The sequence below is a fragment of the Reyranella sp. genome (genome assembly GCF_965279625.1).
GTDB lineage: Bacteria > Pseudomonadota > Alphaproteobacteria > Reyranellales > Reyranellaceae > Reyranella.
The window spans coordinates 1,550,636-1,566,579 of the sequence record NZ_OZ257251.1 but is presented as its reverse complement, the minus strand read 5'-3'; the positions used below and the strand labels follow the sequence as shown (position 1 = coordinate 1,566,579).

Genomic DNA, 15,944 nt, shown 5'->3' with positions numbered 1-15,944 from the left:
AGGACCTCTTTTCGCTTCGACAGACTGTGCATCGAAAAGAGGTCCCGGAGCCTTGCGAAGCGCCTGCGGCGCTTCGCTCGAGACGACGGTATGGCTTGCAAGAAGCGTGTCAGGAATCGCGCGCCGCGTTTCGCCGGAGGAAGTTTCTTTTTCATCCAACAGGCTCTATCGCACTGACATATGCTGTGAACTCGCCCTAGAATTTTGGCCCTCGCGTTGTTCATTGGGGCCCATTCATGCGTCGTTTCCTATTCTCCGCCGTCGCTGCCCTTGCCACCGTATCCGCCGCGCCGGTCGTCTCGGCGCAGACGCTCAAGGTGGTCATGCACTCCGACGTGAAGGTGCTCGATCCGATTTGGAGCGGCGCCTACATCACGCGCAATCACGGCTACATGCTCTACGACGTGCTTTTCGCCATGGACGAGAAGTTCCAGGTGAAGCCGCAGATGGTCGACACCTGGACCACGAGCGACGACGGACTCGTCTGGACCTTCAAGCTGCGCGACGGGCTGGAATGGCACGATGGCCAGCCGGTAACGGCCGAGGATTGCATCGCCTCGCTGAAGCGTTGGTCTGCCCGCGATGCGATGGGCCTGAAGATGGCGCAGGCCCTGAAGGAATATAAGGTCGTCGATCCCAAGACCTTCCAGATCGTGCTGAAGGAGAAGTTCGGGGCGGTCATCGAGTCGCTGGGCAAGCCTTCGGTCGTCGTGCCCTTCATGATGCCCAAGCGCATCGCCGAGACCGACCCGTTCAAGCAGATCGAGGAGTACATCGGCTCCGGTCCGTTCGTGTTCAAGAAAGACGAATGGAAGCCTGGCGAGAAGCTCGTCTATACCAAGTTCGCCAAGTACAAGCCGCGCGCCGAGCCGATGTCGGGTCTGTCCGGCGGCAAGGTGGTGAAGGTCGATCGGGTCGAGTGGGTGTGGATCCCGGACGCCGAGACCCAGGTCAACGCGCTGCTGAACGGTGAGATCGACTACCTCGAGGGCGTTTCGTCCGATCATCTGCCGCTGATCGAGAAGGACAAGGGCATACGCGTCATCAAGGGACGCGTTTCCAACCAGTACGCCTTCCGGCCGAACTGGCTGCTGCCGCCCTTCAACAACGAGAAGGTCCGTCAGGCCGCCGCACTTGCCCTCAACCAGGAGGACTTCCTGCAGGCCAATATCGGCGACAAGCGCTTCTGGCAGACCTGCAAGGCGATGTTCACCTGCGGCTCGCCGCTGGCGACGGATGCCGGCATGGCCGGGCTGGTCGAGGGCAATGCTGCCAAGGCCAAGGCGCTGCTGGCGGAAGCCGGCTACGACGGCACGCCCGTGACCCTGCTGGCGCCGACCGACCTCGGCGTCATCAAGCAGCTCGGCCCGGTGGCCAAGTCGCTGCTCGAGCGGGCCGGCTTCAAGGTCGACATGATTTCGATGGACTGGCAGAGCGTGATTGTCCGTCTGGCCAAGAAGGTGCCGGTTTCCGAGGGGGGCTGGAACGCGTTCTCCACGAGCTGGTCGCAGGTCGACATCCTCGACCCGCTGATGACGCCCTTCCTGATCGCAAGCTGCGACAAGGCCCGTTCCGGCTGGCCCTGTGACGAGGAACTCGAGAAGCTGCGCGACAAGTACATCCAGGCCTCTACGGAAGCCGAAAAGAAAGCCGCCGCCACCGCTGTCCAGGAACGCGCCATCAAGGTCGTGACACACGTGCCGCTCGGCGAATGGTTTGGGGTCAGTGCGGTCCGCTCGAACATCGGAACGCTCGACCCGCCTCCGCCGGTCGTCGTCTTCTGGGGCGTGACGAAGAAGTAGGAAAATATCCCCGCTTCAACGAGGATGGATTGGCCTCACTTAATATTCTGGGTGAATTCTGGGCTGGCCAGCCAGCTCAGTTTTCACCTTAGGTAGCCGGTCTAGAGGCTCGTCCCACTCGCTGAGGTTAACGAGTCTTTCTGATGTTTTACATTAATAGCCTCAGGCAGTGCTTCATTGGTGCTCAGATTGCCGTTCTAAAACAATGTCTTGCAGGAATCGGTTAATGCGCCGAAAGCTGGTGGATGTCGGAGCCGTCATTCCTCGAAGGGCGGTTTCCGCCCCATCGGATCTTCTCGGGATGGCTGGGCGAGGTCCACTCGGCGCAATTGCTCGCCTACGCGCTCGCCGCCGAAGCCTGGTTCACGCCGACACGTCTTGCCCATGAGGGCACCGGCCGTCTCGAAACGCTGACCCGACAATCCGCCGTCCTGAAGGATCTGGGTGCGTTCGCCCAGCCACTCCGGCGCAAGGCGCTGGCGCTGCAGGCGGAGCTGGAGACGGCTTTCCAGATGGCCCAGACGCCGCCCAACAGTACGCAGATGGAAATGGTGGCGCATGGCGATGGCGCCTTCTACCGGCCGCACACCGACACGTTCACCGGCGACCAGTACACGCCCGGCGGCCGCCGGCGCCTCACCATGGTTTATTACTTCCACCGCGAGCCACGCCGCTTCACGGGCGGCCGGCTCCGGCTCTTCGACCTAGGCGGTGGCCAGACGATCGACGTCGAGCCGAAGCACGACAGTCTGCTCGTCTTCCCCTCGACGGCGCGTCACGAGGTCGAGCACGTCTCCTGCCCCGAGGGCGCCTTTGGCGATGGCCGCTTTGCCGTGAACATCTGGCTGTGCGGCTGACCGTTACTCTGCCGCCTGCAGCACCGCCGCCTTCTCAGGCACTTTCGGCTCGATCAATCGGCCATTGCGCTTGGCGGCGTCCTCGGCTTCCCAGCGGATGGCGATCTCGGCCAGCCGGTCCATGACCTCGTCCAGCTCGCCGCCTCGCTTAGTGAGGGAATAGGTGACCTTGGGCGGGATGGTCGCTTCGTAGTCGCGCTTGACCAGCGCCGCGCCTTCCAGAGTGCGCAGGCGCTCGGTCAGCATCTTGGCCGAGATGCCCGACACCCGGCGCTTCAGCTCGCCGAAGCGCTGCGGCCCGTGGGTGCGCAGGTTGTAGAGGATGTAGGTCGTCCACGGCCCCATCAGCATGCGCAGGATGAAGTCCATCGGGCAGCTGACGCTTTCCTTGGCCTGGGCGGCGGTGGCGGGGGTCGACGTGCTCATGGAAAAACCTTTAGGTTACGATTTGGTACCTACTGGAGAATATATAGCGGCCATCCCAGATGTTTCCAGTCACTTTGTGTAAGCAACTGATCTGGAGAAACACCCAAGATGTTTCTTCAGTAAAATCAAAGGATTGGAAGCCATCATGACAAATGTCGCCATCGTCTATCACTCCGGCTATGGCCATACGCAGGCGCTCGCCGAGGCCGTGGCCACCGGTGCGCGAGCGGTTCCGGGCACCGTCGTCAGCCTCATCCCGGTTGCCGAGGCGGAGGCCCGCGGGGCCGAGCTCGACGCCGCCGATGCCATCGTCTTCGGCAGCCCGACCTACATGGGCGGCGTGTCGGCGGATTTCGCAAAGTTCAAGGACTGGACGTCGAGCCGCTGGATGGAGGGCAGGTGGCGCAACAAGCTCGCCGCGGGCTTCACCGTCTCGGCCTCGTGGAACGGCGACAAGCACAACACGCTCTACCAGCTGCTCACGCTCGCGGTTCAGCACGGCATGGTCTGGGTCGGCCTCGGCCTGCCGCCGGGCAACAACCATTCGAAGGGCTCCAGTGCCGACCTCAACCGGGTCGGTGCGTCGATCGGGGCGATGGCGCAGGCCAATGCCGACCAGGGCGTCGAGGGCATCGGCGCGAGCGACTTCAAGACCTTCGAGGCGCTCGGTCGCCGCGTCGCCGAGGCCACGCAGCGGTGGCACGAAGAGCCGCTCGCGCGGGCAGCTTAGGGCATCGTTGCGCCGGCAGGAGGCCACCGATCGCCCGCGAGGTGCGGTCGGTGGTTTTCCGCCGCCTCACTCCATGCGGATGTTGGCGGATTTGACGATCGAGTTCCACGACGCCAGCTCCTGCCTGATCAGCGCGGAGAGCTGCTGAGGGCTGCTGGTTTCGACCGTGGCGCCTTGGGCCACGAAGTCGGCCGTCACGTCGGGCATCGCCATCACGTCGCGCAGCGCGGCGTTGACCCGATCGACGATGGCGGCGGGCGTGCCTGGCGGCGCCAGCACGAAGATGCTGGCCACCGAATTGAAGCCCGGCAGCGTCTCGCTGATGGTGGGCGTGTCGGGCGCGGCCGGCGAGCGCTTGGCCGAGGTCACGGCCAGCAGGCGCAGCTTGCCGCTGCGGGCCAGCGCCAGGGCCGGTGGCAGGCTGACGAAGCAGATCGGGATCTGTCCGCTCACGAGGTCGGCCAGCGCCGGCGTGCCACCCTTGTAGGGGACGTGGACGATCTGGACGCCCGCCTCCTTCTGGAACATCTCGGCGCTGAGATGGGCAATGTTGCCGACGCCCGGCGAGGCATAGCTGTACTTGCCGGGATTGGCCTTCAGCACGTCGATGAGTTCTCGCGTGGTCTTGGCGGGGAAAGCCGGGTTCACCACGAGCGAGTAGGGCAGGTCGCCCAATGCGGCGATCGGGGCGAGCGTGATCGGATCGTAGGCCACCTTGTCGTAGATGGCGGTGCCGACGAGGATGCCCGACTCGGCGAGGAGCAGCGTGTAGCCGTCGGCCGGCGCGCTCGCGAGGCTGGCGGCGGCGATGGTGGAACCGGCGCCGGGCCGGTTCTCCACGACCACCGGCTGGCCCATCAGCGGGCTGAGCTTGTTGGCGACGATGCGCGCCAAGATGTCGGCGCCCCCGCCGGGCGGATAGCCGACCATCAGCTTGATCGCGCGCGACGGATAGGCGCCCGCCTGTGCGAAGCCGCTGCGCGGCGCGGCGAGTCCCAGCGCCAACGCCGACAGCGCGAGGCGGCGGCCCAGTTTGATGTCTTCGATGCTCATGCGATGTGACCTCGTATCGACGCGCGGGACCGGTCTCAGAGGGCGGCCGGCGGGAAGTAACGGAACTGCAGGCTCTGGTCCTTTTCGATCTGCTGGATGAGGTCGATCTCCCAGGTGAGATAGTCCGTCATCGATTTGCGCAGGTCGTCGTAGTCGTAGGGGCTGTACCAGACGTCGTCGGTCGGGGAGGTCATGTTCTCGAGCCCGCTGGCCAACGGCAGGCCGGCGGCGGCCCAGGCGGCCGTGCCGCCGTCGAGGAGCGAGACCGGCAGGCGCGCCGCAGCCGCGGCATCGGACGCCGCAATGGTCGCGAACGTGCCATCGTCGGAGGTCAGCACCAGCCGCTTCGCCTTGGGGGTGCCGGCCGTGACCTGCGCCAGCCCATCCTCCAGCCGCGAGCGCACCGCGAACCAGGCCCCCGGGATATGACGGGCGCGGAAGCGCAGGCTGTTGGCCAGGTCGACCACAACGGCCTCGCCGGCCGTGACCAGGCGATGCAGTTCGAGGACGTTGATCCGCTCGACTCCGCTCGCGGTGTCCGGGGGCAGGAGCTCGACCGCCTCGGGACCCTTCTCCAGCGCACCGCCGCAAGCGCTCAGGCCGCCGGTCAGCACGAACACCTCGGTCCAGCCGAGCTGGTTCAGCCACGACGCCGTCATGCGCGCGCGCACGCCGTTGTCGTCGCACAGGACGAGGCGGGCGTTGCGCGTGCCGACATAGTGGTCGGTCGACTGGATGAGCTGGCCGCCGGGTGCGCTGCGCGCATCCTCGATGTGCCCGGCCTCGTATTCCTCGGGGGTGCGCACGTCGAAGAAGTGGAGCGAGCGCGCCGGGTCGGCCTGCAGGTCGCGCAGCCCCGCCGCGTCGATCTCGCGTACGCCGAAGCGCTTCGACACGCGCAGCGAGGCCTCGATCGCGGCCACCAGCCCCTTGGGCGAGGGCGGTGGCGCGACGGTGCGGCTGCCGCGAGCCATGGTCTCGCCGCTGAGATGCCAGCCCGCCGTGCCGTTGCGCACGCAGACCACCGGGTTCTTCAGTCCGGCATTGATCAGCGATTGTGCGCCGATGATGCCGCGTGTGCGGCCGGCGCAATTCACCACGATGGTGGTGTCCTCGCGCTCGATCAGATCGAACACGCGGTGCACCAGCTCGGCGCCGGGACAATCGATGCCGCCGGGCAGGCTGTAATTGTGGAACTCCGTGTAGGGCCGGCTGTCCAGGATCAGCATGTCCTTGCCCTGGTCGATCCAGCGGCGCAGTTCCTGGGCATCGATGGCCGGCGTGTCGTAGCGATGCTCGACGAATTCACCGAACGCCTTGCTGGGCACGTAGATGCCGGCAAACACTTCGAGGCCTGCCTTGCGCCAGCCTTCCAGCCCGTCCTTCAGGATGGAAATGTCGGTATAGCCCCAGCCCGCGAGGCGCCGGGCGGCGCGCTCGGCCAGACCGTCGTCGCTCTGGTCCATGAGGATGATGCGGGTCGCACGTCTCGGCACGAGGGCCGCCATCCGCGTCTCCATGTGGCTGAGCGGTGCGGACACGATCGTCAGCGGATGGCCGGAGTTGAACAGCCCTTCCTCGCGCACGTCCAGGAAAGCGAATTCCGCACTTTCGCTCAGCAGCGCATGGACGCGGGCGGCGTCGAAACGCGGCCAGGACGAGGCGCCCTTCGGGGCGGGGTCTTTGGCGGTGTTCATCGCGGCAAGCCAATCTTGGAAGGAAGAGGATCTGGGCAAATCCTGATCGCCGCCGATGGATAAGGAAAATATAAATATGATATGAACTGATTTGGAATCGGTATGAATTTGACCATCCGTCAATTGCGCGCTTTTACCCTCGGGGCGCAGTTCGCCTCGTTCTCCGAGGCGGCGGCTCGCATGGGCATCACCCAGCCCGGCTACTCGTTGCTGATCCGCCAGCTCGAGGAAGAAGTGGGCATGGCGCTGTTCCGGCGCACGACGCGGCGGGTCGAACTCACCGAAGCCGGCCGCGAGATCCTGCAGAGCGCCCAGCGCACGCTCCAGCAACTCGAGGAGACCTGCCGCCGCGCCGAGGATTTCCGCGAGGCGCGCCAGGGCACGCTCAATCTCGCCTTCGTGCCCTCGGTGGGCTGCAGCCTGCTGCCGCCGACCCTGTCGCGGTTCGCCGAGGCCTATCCGGGGATCAAGCTGGTGTTCCACGAGGCGCAGGCGGTCGGCTTTGCCGAGCGGGTGCGCAGCGGCCAGGCCGAGATCGGCCTCGGCCTGTTGCTGCAACCCGACGAGCAGCTCGGCTTCGAGGCGCTGACGCGCGACTGCCTGGTGGCGTTGCTGCACACCCAGCATCCGCTTGCCGCGCGCCCGACCGTGACCTGGAAGGCTCTGGCGCGCTTCAATTCCATCCTGGTGACCAACCAGTCGAGTGTTCGCGTCCATGCCGACCGCGCCGCCGCGTCGGTCGGCGTCGACATCGAGCCGACTTATGTCCTCGACTCGCTCACCACCGCCGTCGGCCTGGTGCGCGCGGGCCTGGGCTATGCCGTCCTGCCGAGCCTGGCACTGCGCAGCATGGATCTGGGCGGGGCGGTGGTCCGGGTGGTGGAGCAGCCCCGCGCCTGGCGCGACATCGGCCTGCTCACGCGCTCCCAGTTCACCCTGTCGCCGGCGGCCGAAGCCTTCGCCGCCGTGGCGCGAGCCGTAGCGGCAGAATTTCCGGATCCCGCCACCCTGGCGGCAACGCATCGGAGTGCGCGCCGCGCCGTGCGCTGACGAGCGCATCCGGCCCGCATTCCGATACGAAACCGGGGACCATCGCCTTGCGGCGAGGTCCCCGTTCGGACGGCGAAGCGGCCCCTCGCCGGGGGCCGTCGGGTTCGCTGCGCTACTTCTTGGTGATGTTCCACATCACCGGCACGGGGCCGGGCAGCCAGCCGCTGATGCTGTCCTTGCGGTAGGCGCCGAATGCCTTGTACTGGCCGAGCACGATGTAGGTGGCCTGATCCATCACCCGGTCCGAGACGGCCATGGCGACCTCCTTCCGCTTGGCGGGGTCGACTTCCCTGGCGTAGGACGAGCGAAGCTTCTCCATCTCGGGATCGCACGGCCAGCCGAACCAGGCCTTCTCGCAGCCGCCGCTGGTGAAGGAATTGCCGGCCGGGCTTTCGGTACCGACCGCGACGGTCGTCGTGTAGAAGATGTTCCAGCCGCCCTGCGCCGGCGGATCCTTCTTGGCGCGGCGGGTCACGACTGTCTGCCAGTCCATCGACTGCAGGTCGACCTTGAAGCCGACCTTCTCGAGCGCCTGCTTGCCGACCGGCGGAAGCTGGTTGGCGGAGAGCAGGTCGGTCGCGTGCATCATGACGACCGGTGTACCGTCATAGCCGCTTTCCTTGAGGAGCTGGCGCGCCTTCTCGAGGTCGGGCTTGATCAGCAGGTTGCCGTAGCTCTTCTCGTAGGGCGAGCCGCACACCAGCGGCGCGTTGCAGACCCGGTAGATCTCGGGGTCGCCGATCTGCGCGCGCAGGAAATCCTCCTGGGCGATCGCATACATCGCGGCCTGTCGCGCCTTCAGGTTGTTGAACGGCGGGTGGAGGTGGTTGAGGCGCATGATGATCTGGCTGCCCTGCGCGTTCCAACCGTAGAGCTCGATGTTCTTGTCAGCCTTCAGCAGCGGGAAGAGATCGGGCACCGGAAGTTCGATCAGGTCGATCTCGCCCTGGGTGAGGGCATTGACCGCCGTACTCGGGTCGGAGATCGCCAGCCATTCGACGCGGTCGACCTTCACCACCTTGCCGCCGGCCAGCATCGAGGGCGGCTCGGCGCGCGGCTTGTACTTTGTGTTCTTGACGTAGACGACCTTCTCGCCGGGCTTCCATTCGTCCTTCTTGAAGATGAACGGGCCGGAGCCGGTGTAGTCGTCGATCTGCTTGAACGGGTCGGTTTCGGCGACCTTCTTGGGCATCATGAAGGTAGAGGGCTTGCCCAGGGCCTCGAGGACGAGGCCGAACGGCTCCTTGAGCACGATCTGGAAGGTCTTGGTATCGACGGCCTTCAGCGTGGCGAGGGCGGCCGTCATCTGCTGGCCGATGGGGTCGCGGGCGGCCCAGCGCTTGATCGAGGCGACGCAGTCCTCGGCGGTGACCGGCTGGCCGTCGTGCCATTCCAGACCATCGCGCAGGGTGAAGGTCCAGGTCAGCTTGTCGGCCGAGGCCTCATACTTGTCGACCATCTGCGGCTGGATGCGCAGGTCCGCATCCTGGGCGAACAGCGTGTCGTAAATCATGTAGCCGTGATTTCGGGTGATGAAGGCGCTCGTCCAGACCGGGTCCAGGACCTTCAGATCGGAATGGGCGACCATCTTCAGGGTCTGCGCTGACACCGGGGCCGCGGCCGCCGCCGCAGCCGTCGACAAGGCGAGACAGGCCGCGACCTGTCGCAATCTCCGCATTACGTGCATTACTCTTTACCCTTCTCCAACACCCTAACTTCACACAGGCTGCCACGAGCCCGACGAGGAATAAAGCAATGTCGATGCCGCAGGCGCCTCTGGCACGAGGAACCGCTCGCGGAGGCTGGTTGATCGCCGTCCTGCAGAAACGATAAGGGGACCTTCGCCGGTCTGGCGAAGGTCCCCCTTCCCGTGACGGGTCGACGCTATGCGGTCATTTCTTGCTGATGTTCCAGAGCACCGGAACGGGGCCGGCGAGCCAGCCGCTCAGGCGGTCCTTGCGGTAGGCGCCGAAGGCCTTGTACTGGCCGACCGGGGCATAGAAGCCCTGGTCCATCAGGCGGTCCGAGATGGCGATGCCCAGTTCCTTGCGCTTGGCCGGGTCGCTCTCCTTGATGAAGGCGGCCCGCAGGACCTCGATTTCGGGGTCGCACGGCCAGCCGAACCACGCCTTCTCGCAGGTGCCGGCGGCGTAGGCGTTGATGCCCGGATTGTCGAGATCGAGCGTGATGTTCGTGGTGAAGAAGATGTTCCAGCCGCCCTGCGCCGGCGGTTCCTTGCGCGCGCGCCGGGCCACCACGGTCTGCCAGTCCATCGCCAGAAGGTCGATCTTGAAGCCGGCCTTCTCGAGCTGCTGCTTGGCGACGGCCTGTACCTGGTTCGAGGATTGCAGGTCGGTCTGCTGCAGCATGGCGACCGGCGTGCCGTCATAGCCGCTCTCCTTCAGGAGCCGGCGCGCCTTCTCGAGGTCGGGCTTGATCAGCAGGTCGCCGTATTCCTTGCCGTAGGTCGTGCCGCAGACGAACGGCGCGTTGCAAACCTTGTAGATTTCGGGATCGCCGACCTGGGCGCGCAGCATGTCTTCCTGTGCGAGCGCCCACATCGCCGCCTGACGCGCCTTCACGTTGTTGAAGGGCGGGTGGAGCGTGTTGAAGCGCATGATGATCTGGCTGCCGAGCGAGTTCCAGCCGAACAGCGCGATGTTCTTGTCGGCCTTCAGCATCGGGAAGAGGTCGGGCACCGGCGATTCGATCAGGTCGATCTCGCCGGCCAGCAGGGCGTTCACCGCCGTGCTGGGATCGGTGATGGCCAGCCATTCGACCCTGTCGACCTTCGCCACCTTGCCGCCCGCCAGCATCGAGGGCGGCTCGTTGCGCGGCTTGTATTTGGTGTTCTTGACGTAGACGATCTTCTCGCCGGGCTTCCATTCCTCCTTCTTAAAGACGAAGGGGCCGGAGCCGGTATAGTCCTCGATCTGCTTGTTGGGATCGGTTTCGGCGACGCGCTTGGGCATCATGAAGGGCACGTTCGACGAGGGCTTGCCGAGCGCGTCGACGACAAGGCCGAACGGTTCCTTCAGCTCGAACGCGAAGGTCTTGGCGTCGATCGCCTTGATCTCCTTGGTCGCCTTCAGCAGGAGCTGGCCGAAGCCGTCGCGGGCGCCCCAGCGCTTGATCGAGGCGATGCAATCCTCGGACGTGACGGGGGTGCCGTCGCTCCATTCGAGGCCGTCACGCAAGGTGATCGTCCAGGTGAGCTTGTCGTCCGAGACGGTGTACTTTTCCGCCATCTGCGGCTGGGTCTTGAGGTCGGCGTCCTTGGCGAACAGGACGTCGTAGATCATGTAGCCGTGATTGCGGGTGATCAGCGCCGTGGTCCAGATCGGGTCGAGGATCTTGATGTCCGCATGCGACACCATCCTCAGCGTCGTCTGGGCGGCCGCCGGCACGGAAGCCGCGGCCATGGCCGCGGCCAGTCCGATGGAAGCCGCCAGCGCGACCCGTCTCCGCAATCCCAACATTCAGTACCCTTTCCCATGATAGACTCGAGCCAATTGCACACAGGCTGCCACGCAGCCCCAGAGGAATAAAGACATGTCGATGCCTTCGATCTTTGTGTCGCATGGAGCGCCGACGCTCATCCTGAGCGACGCGCCGGCGCGCACCTTCCTGGCGGGCCTCGGCCAGCAAATTCCGCGCCCGACCGCCATCGTGGCGGTGTCGGCGCACTGGGACACCGACGTGCCGGCCGTGTCGATCGTTCGCAAGCCCGATACGATCCACGATTTCTACGGCTTCCCCGAAGCGCTCTACAAGCTGCGCTATGACGCGCCCGGCGCGCCGGCGCTCGCCGAGAAAGTCGCGAAGCTTACAGGCGCCGCGCACGATCATCATCGCGGGCTGGATCACGGCGCCTGGGTCCCGGCAATGCTGGCGTGGCCCGAGGCCGACATCCCGATCTTCCAGCTCTCGGTGCAGCCGGCGCTCAGCCCGGCGCACCACATCGCGCTCGGCCGCAAGCTCAGCCCGTTGCGCGAGGAGGGCGTGCTGGTCATGGGCAGCGGCAGCGCCATCCACAATCTACGCGCCCTGGTGCGCAGCGAGGACGCCTCGGAACCCGAGCCCTGGGCGCAGGCCTTCGACGACTGGCTTGCCGACACGCTGGAGAAGGGCGACGAGGCGGCGCTCGCCGACTACCGTGCCCGCGCGCCGTATGCTCGCGAGGCCCATCCGACCGACGAGCACTTCCTGCCGCTGCACGTCGCGTTCGGCACAGCCGGCGAAGGTGCGCAGGGCCGGGCACTCCATCGAAGCTTCACGTTGGGGAACCTGTCGATGGCTGCCTACGCGTTCGGCTAGGGGCGTTCATGCGCCCCCGGCTGGATGTTGCCGGGGGGCTCGGCCTCATATCATGAGGTCGTAGTGGTGCGCCGTATGCGCGGCGTCCAGGGCCGCAGCCCATTCCGAGACCGCGCTGGCATCCTTGGCCGCGATATTGGCCGAAGAGAGCTCCGCCAGCGAGACGTCGGTCAGTTTATAGGTCTGGTTGTTGCCCTCGATGGTGATGACGGTCGAGCCGTTCACCTCGGCGATGGAGAAATCGTCCTTGGCCATCCAGTTGAAGTCGAGCGTGTCGAGGGCCGTGTCGAAATCGATCGCCGTGTTGGTGCCCCAGGCCCAGGTGATCGCGAATGTATCGGCCTTTCCATTGCCCACATGGCCCTGGTCCGGCTCGCTGTCGTCATTGACGATGGTACCTACGGCGGTCGCGTCGGCGATGGTGGCACCGCTGGCATTGGAGAGCGTGACGGCAAAGGTCTCGTTCCCCTCGAACACGGTGTCACCGCTGATATCCACATGCACCGTCTTCGAGGTTTCGCCCGCCGCGAAGGTGAGGGTGCCGTTGGAGGCTACATAATCCGAGCCGGCGGTCGCCGTGTCGTTTGCGGTGGAATAGGCGACCGTCACGGGGCCCGCGGCCGCCTTGTCGAGCGTCACCACGAACATGAAATGGGCATGATCGCCATTGCCTTCCGCCACCGAGAGGTCGGCGATGGAGAGGGCCGGCAGGGCGGCAGCGCCGTCGTCGTCGATGATGGTGCCGATGGCGGTGCCGTCGGCGATCGTGGCGCCGGTGGGGCTGGAGAGGTTGATCTTGAAGGTCTCGTTGCCCTCGGCCAGCACGTCGCCCTTGATGTCGACATGGACCATCTTGGACGTCTCGCCGGCGTCGAAGGTGACGGTGCCGCTGGAGGCGACATAGTCCTTGCCGGCCTTGGCCGTGCCGTTTGCGGTGGTATAGGCCACTGTCACCGGGCCGTCGGCGGCCTTGTCGAGCGTCAACACGAACATGAAATGGGCATGGTCGCCATTGCCTTCCGCCACCGAGAGGTCGGCGATGGACAGGGCCGGCAGCGCCGGGGCGCGGTCGTCGTCGATGATGGTGCCTGTTGCGGTGCCGTCGGCGATCGTGGCGCCGGTGGGGCTGGAGAGGTTGATCTTGAAGGTCTCGTTGGCCTCGGCCAGCACGTCGCCCTTGATGTCGACATGGACCGTCTTGGACGTCTCGCCGGCGGCAAAAGTGACGGTGCCGCTGGAAGCGACGTAGTCCTTGCCAGCCTTGGCGGTGCCGTTTGCGGTGGAATAGGCGACCGTCACGGGGCTCGTGGCTGCGTGGTCGAGCGTCACGGTGAACATGAAATGGGCATGATCGCCATTGCCTTCCGCCACGGAGAGGTCGGCGATCGAGAGCGCGGGAAGCGCATGGCCCTCGTGCCCGGTCGCGCCGTCGGTCGCCCCCGATGCCCCCGTCACCGTGCCTCCGCCAGCAATCGGCAGGTTGAAGTCGACGATCTGGGTGTTCGATGCCTGCCCCATGCCGATTTTGGCGGACAGGTCGTCCTCGCGGACCTGGGTGAAGGTGAACTCGAAATTGGCCGGGGAGAGGTCGGCCCGGGTGACGCCGAGCAGGATGAGCTTCTGGCCCGTGCTGAGATCCGCGATGACCACGCCTTCGGCGCTGTCGGTCATCGAGAGGTTCTCGCGGCTGCCATAGAACTTGAAGCTCACCACGTCGGTGGCGGGATCGAAATCGACCCGGTCCACCTGCCCCACTTCATGGGAGCGCATGTAGACGGTGTCAGCGGCGAGCACCGGTCCGTTCTCCCAGGCGAGCGCGCCGCTCAGCGCCTCGCGCAAGTGATTGTTGTCGATGTATTCGAAATTCTCCACCGACAGGTCGGCGAGGCGGACACCCTGCACGATCACCGTCTCGCCGCTCCACGGGCTCATGAAGCCGAAGCCCTGGGGCGTGTCGATGATGATGAAGGAATGGATGTTGGCGTTACCGAGATCGATCTTGTCCAGCGCCGGATCGAAGCCGACGATATCGGCACCGCTCACGGAGTTGATGAGCCAGACTCTGCCGGTGCCGTTGCCCGGATCCTGCTGCGTGTCGTCGTCGGTGATCTGCCCGACCGCCGTGGCGTCGGCGATGGTCGCGCCGGTGGCGCTGGAGAGGGTGAGCGAGAAGGTTTCAGCGGCCTCCACCGCGGTGTCGCCGTTGACGACCACATGCACCATCTTGGAGGTCTCGCCGGCTGCAAAGGTCAGCGTTCCGGTGAGGGCGGCATAGTCGGAGCCCGCGGTCGCCGTACCGTCGGCGGTGGCGTAGTTCACGGTCACGGGACCGGTCGCCGCCTTGTCGAGCGTGACGATGAACATCAGCTCGGCGGTGCCCGAATCCCCCTCGCGCATCGAGACATCGCCCACCGAGAGTGCGGGCAATGTGGCCGTCGCATCGTCGTTGGTGACGGTGCCGGTTGCCGAGCCGTCGGCGATGGTTGCGCCATCGGCATTGGCCAAGCGGATGGTCAAGGTCTCGTTGCTCTCCGCCACCTTGTCGCCCTTGACCGTCACCTCGATGGTCTTCGACGTTTCCCCCGCCGCGAAGGTGAGGGTGCCGCTCGCGGCAACATAGTCGCTGCCGGACGTGGCGGTGCCGTCGGCCGTCGAATAGGCGACCGTGACCGGGCCGGCGGCCGCCGCGGACAGGATCACGGTGAAGGTCATGAGCTTGATGCCGGAGTTGCCTTCCTTCACCGACACGTCGGCAACGGACAGGCTGGGCACTGCCGGCTCCGCCGTGTCCAGGGCCGTGTCCCATTTCTGGATCACGCTCGCGTCCTTCGCGCGGATGTTGTCCATGCTCAGTTCGGCGAGCGTCACGCCGTCGAGCCTGTAGGTCTGATTGTTGCCGGTGATGGTGATGACGACCGAGCCGCCGACCTCGGCGATGGAGAAATTGTCCTTCTGGAACCAGCCGAAATCGAGAACGTCGAGGGCGGGGTCGAAGGCGAGGACGGTGTTGAGGCCCCATGTCCAGTTGATGGTGGTGACGGTTGCCGCGCCGTCACCCCCTGTCCCTCCGCCGCCACCCGTCTGTCCGCCGGAGGAGCCGCCGTCCGCCTGGGTTCCGTCCCAGCCTGCATAGTCGGCGACGGTGCCGTCGTTGTTGAAATCGTCGTGCCAGAGCTCCTCGGCGAGGGCGAGTGTCTTGGCCGACTCATGGGCGGCGATGAGGGTCGAATAGCTCGGCGTGTCGTAGGCCCCGAACTGCTGGATATATTTGAGGATGGAGGTGCCGTATTCGTCGGCCGAGGCGCTGCCATTGTTGAGAAGGTCCAGCGTGCCCCAGGCCCCGCGCAGATGGGCGGCGGCAAGAATGCCGGTGAGGGTGAGCGTGACGGTGACGCTCTGCCCGTTGGTGTCCACATAGGTGCGCTGGGTCCCGATCAGCGCGTCGAGGCTGGTGCCTTTGGCCTCGAGCCCACTTTCTATGACGGTGAGGTTGTAGCCGAAGGCATCGAGGATGATGGCTTCCTGGATGTCGGTCTTGAGCGTGGCGAAGCTGTCGACGCCGTTCTTGCCGGTGAAATGACCGGTCCACAGGTTGCCGGTATTGCCCTGATAATAGCCGAGGTCGATGAGCAGCGGCTCGCCGAACTGATAGCCGACGAAGCCCAGCGCATTCACGGAGGTGTACTGCATGTCATGCCAGGAGAGCTGGCCGGCCTGATAGGCGTTCCAGTTGGCATCGCCCACCCAGCTCCGGATCTGTGATTCGGTGATCTGTCCCGAGAGATAGCGATCGTAGTCGACACCCGATTCGAACGCCCGCAGCGCGTCCAGAAACTGCGTGAAAGTCCCGTTCGACATGCCTTGCTCCCCCGACTTCAACTCGCGTACCGACCGCGCGATACCGCCGATACTCACAGGCCGTACGCGAAAATCATAACCGTTCGATGTCGCTGCTGTCGAAGGGGGGCAGTCGATGGTGCGTTGGCCCCTCGCTCGCAGCGGGGTGCGTCAT

General features: G+C 65.5%; 11 protein-coding genes. 5 read left to right on the top strand and 6 right to left on the bottom strand.

Annotated features, from left to right (window positions below; genetic code table 11):
* The first annotated feature begins 236 nt into the window (after window positions 1-236).
* Window positions 237-1,802, top strand: coding sequence for an ABC transporter substrate-binding protein (locus tag ACQY78_RS07660; protein WP_428684281.1), 1,566 nt, complete (start codon window positions 237-239; stop codon window positions 1,800-1,802).
* Between the two features lie 245 nt (window positions 1,803-2,047).
* Entirely contained in the window at window positions 2,048-2,659 is a 612-nt protein-coding gene (locus ACQY78_RS07655) for a 2OG-Fe(II) oxygenase (RefSeq protein ID WP_428684279.1), read from the top strand.
* Between the two features lie 3 nt (window positions 2,660-2,662).
* Here the strand turns inward: ACQY78_RS07655 and ACQY78_RS07650 are convergent, their stop codons facing one another.
* On the bottom strand, window positions 2,663-3,085 hold the full coding sequence (locus tag ACQY78_RS07650) for a winged helix-turn-helix transcriptional regulator (protein ID WP_428684277.1): 423 nt from the start codon (window positions 3,083-3,085) through the stop codon (window positions 2,663-2,665).
* A gap of 145 nt (window positions 3,086-3,230) precedes the next feature.
* On the opposite strand from ACQY78_RS07650, the gene ACQY78_RS07645 reads away from it, so the two are divergent.
* Window positions 3,231-3,815, top strand: a complete 585-nt coding sequence (locus tag ACQY78_RS07645) for a flavodoxin family protein (RefSeq protein WP_428684275.1) — start codon at window positions 3,231-3,233, stop codon at window positions 3,813-3,815.
* Window positions 3,816-3,881: 66 nt separating this feature from the next.
* Here ACQY78_RS07645 and ACQY78_RS07640 read toward each other — a convergent pair whose 3' ends face one another.
* Together ACQY78_RS07640 and ACQY78_RS07635 are read right to left on the bottom strand one after the other, a co-directional pair.
* A complete protein-coding gene (locus ACQY78_RS07640; protein WP_428684273.1) occupies window positions 3,882-4,868 on the bottom strand; it encodes a tripartite tricarboxylate transporter substrate binding protein in 987 nt (328 codons plus the stop codon).
* A gap of 35 nt (window positions 4,869-4,903) precedes the next feature.
* Entirely contained in the window at window positions 4,904-6,565 is a 1,662-nt protein-coding gene (locus ACQY78_RS07635) for a rhodanese-like domain-containing protein (protein ID WP_428684271.1), read from the bottom strand.
* 102 nt (window positions 6,566-6,667) lie between these two features.
* Between ACQY78_RS07635 and ACQY78_RS07630 the strand changes: the two genes are divergently transcribed.
* Complete coding sequence (locus ACQY78_RS07630) at window positions 6,668-7,615, top strand: LysR family transcriptional regulator (protein ID WP_428684269.1); 948 nt, start codon at window positions 6,668-6,670, stop codon at window positions 7,613-7,615.
* Between the two features lie 112 nt (window positions 7,616-7,727).
* Here the strand turns inward: ACQY78_RS07630 and ACQY78_RS07625 are convergent, their stop codons facing one another.
* Together ACQY78_RS07625 and ACQY78_RS07620 are read right to left on the bottom strand one after the other, a co-directional pair.
* The gene (locus tag ACQY78_RS07625) at window positions 7,728-9,293 is read right to left on the bottom strand and encodes an ABC transporter substrate-binding protein (protein WP_428684267.1); all 1,566 of its coding nucleotides are present in this window, start codon (window positions 9,291-9,293) and stop codon (window positions 7,728-7,730) included.
* Window positions 9,294-9,507: 214 nt separating this feature from the next.
* Window positions 9,508-11,094, bottom strand: a complete 1,587-nt coding sequence (locus ACQY78_RS07620) for an ABC transporter substrate-binding protein (protein WP_428684265.1) — start codon at window positions 11,092-11,094, stop codon at window positions 9,508-9,510.
* A 73-nt stretch (window positions 11,095-11,167) separates the two neighbouring features.
* Between ACQY78_RS07620 and ACQY78_RS07615 the strand changes: the two genes are divergently transcribed.
* Complete coding sequence (locus ACQY78_RS07615) at window positions 11,168-11,932, top strand: DODA-type extradiol aromatic ring-opening family dioxygenase (RefSeq protein WP_428684263.1); 765 nt, start codon at window positions 11,168-11,170, stop codon at window positions 11,930-11,932.
* Between the two features lie 45 nt (window positions 11,933-11,977).
* Here the strand turns inward: ACQY78_RS07615 and ACQY78_RS07610 are convergent, their stop codons facing one another.
* Window positions 11,978-15,790 (bottom strand): Calx-beta domain-containing protein, encoded by a 3,813-nt coding sequence (locus ACQY78_RS07610; RefSeq protein WP_428684261.1) that lies wholly within the window; start codon window positions 15,788-15,790, stop codon window positions 11,978-11,980.
* Between the last annotated feature and the right edge of the window lie 154 nt (window positions 15,791-15,944).

Bases quoted from the DNA above. Each gene is read 5' to 3' on its own strand.
- ACQY78_RS07660 (WP_428684281.1), top strand. From the start codon at position 237: ATGCGTCGTTTCCTATTCTCCGCCGTCGCTGCCCTTGCCACCGTATCC.
- ACQY78_RS07655 (WP_428684279.1), top strand. From the start codon at position 2,048: ATGTCGGAGCCGTCATTCCTCGAAGGGCGGTTTCCGCCCCATCGGATC.
- ACQY78_RS07650 (WP_428684277.1), bottom strand. From the start codon at position 3,085: ATGAGCACGTCGACCCCCGCCACCGCCGCCCAGGCCAAGGAAAGCGTC.
- ACQY78_RS07645 (WP_428684275.1), top strand. From the start codon at position 3,231: ATGACAAATGTCGCCATCGTCTATCACTCCGGCTATGGCCATACGCAG.
- ACQY78_RS07640 (WP_428684273.1), bottom strand. From the start codon at position 4,868: ATGAGCATCGAAGACATCAAACTGGGCCGCCGCCTCGCGCTGTCGGCG.
- ACQY78_RS07635 (WP_428684271.1), bottom strand. From the start codon at position 6,565: ATGAACACCGCCAAAGACCCCGCCCCGAAGGGCGCCTCGTCCTGGCCG.
- ACQY78_RS07630 (WP_428684269.1), top strand. From the start codon at position 6,668: ATGAATTTGACCATCCGTCAATTGCGCGCTTTTACCCTCGGGGCGCAG.
- ACQY78_RS07625 (WP_428684267.1), bottom strand. From the start codon at position 9,293: ATGCGGAGATTGCGACAGGTCGCGGCCTGTCTCGCCTTGTCGACGGCT.
- ACQY78_RS07620 (WP_428684265.1), bottom strand. From the start codon at position 11,094: ATGTTGGGATTGCGGAGACGGGTCGCGCTGGCGGCTTCCATCGGACTG.
- ACQY78_RS07615 (WP_428684263.1), top strand. From the start codon at position 11,168: ATGTCGATGCCTTCGATCTTTGTGTCGCATGGAGCGCCGACGCTCATC.
- ACQY78_RS07610 (WP_428684261.1), bottom strand. From the start codon at position 15,790: ATGTCGAACGGGACTTTCACGCAGTTTCTGGACGCGCTGCGGGCGTTC.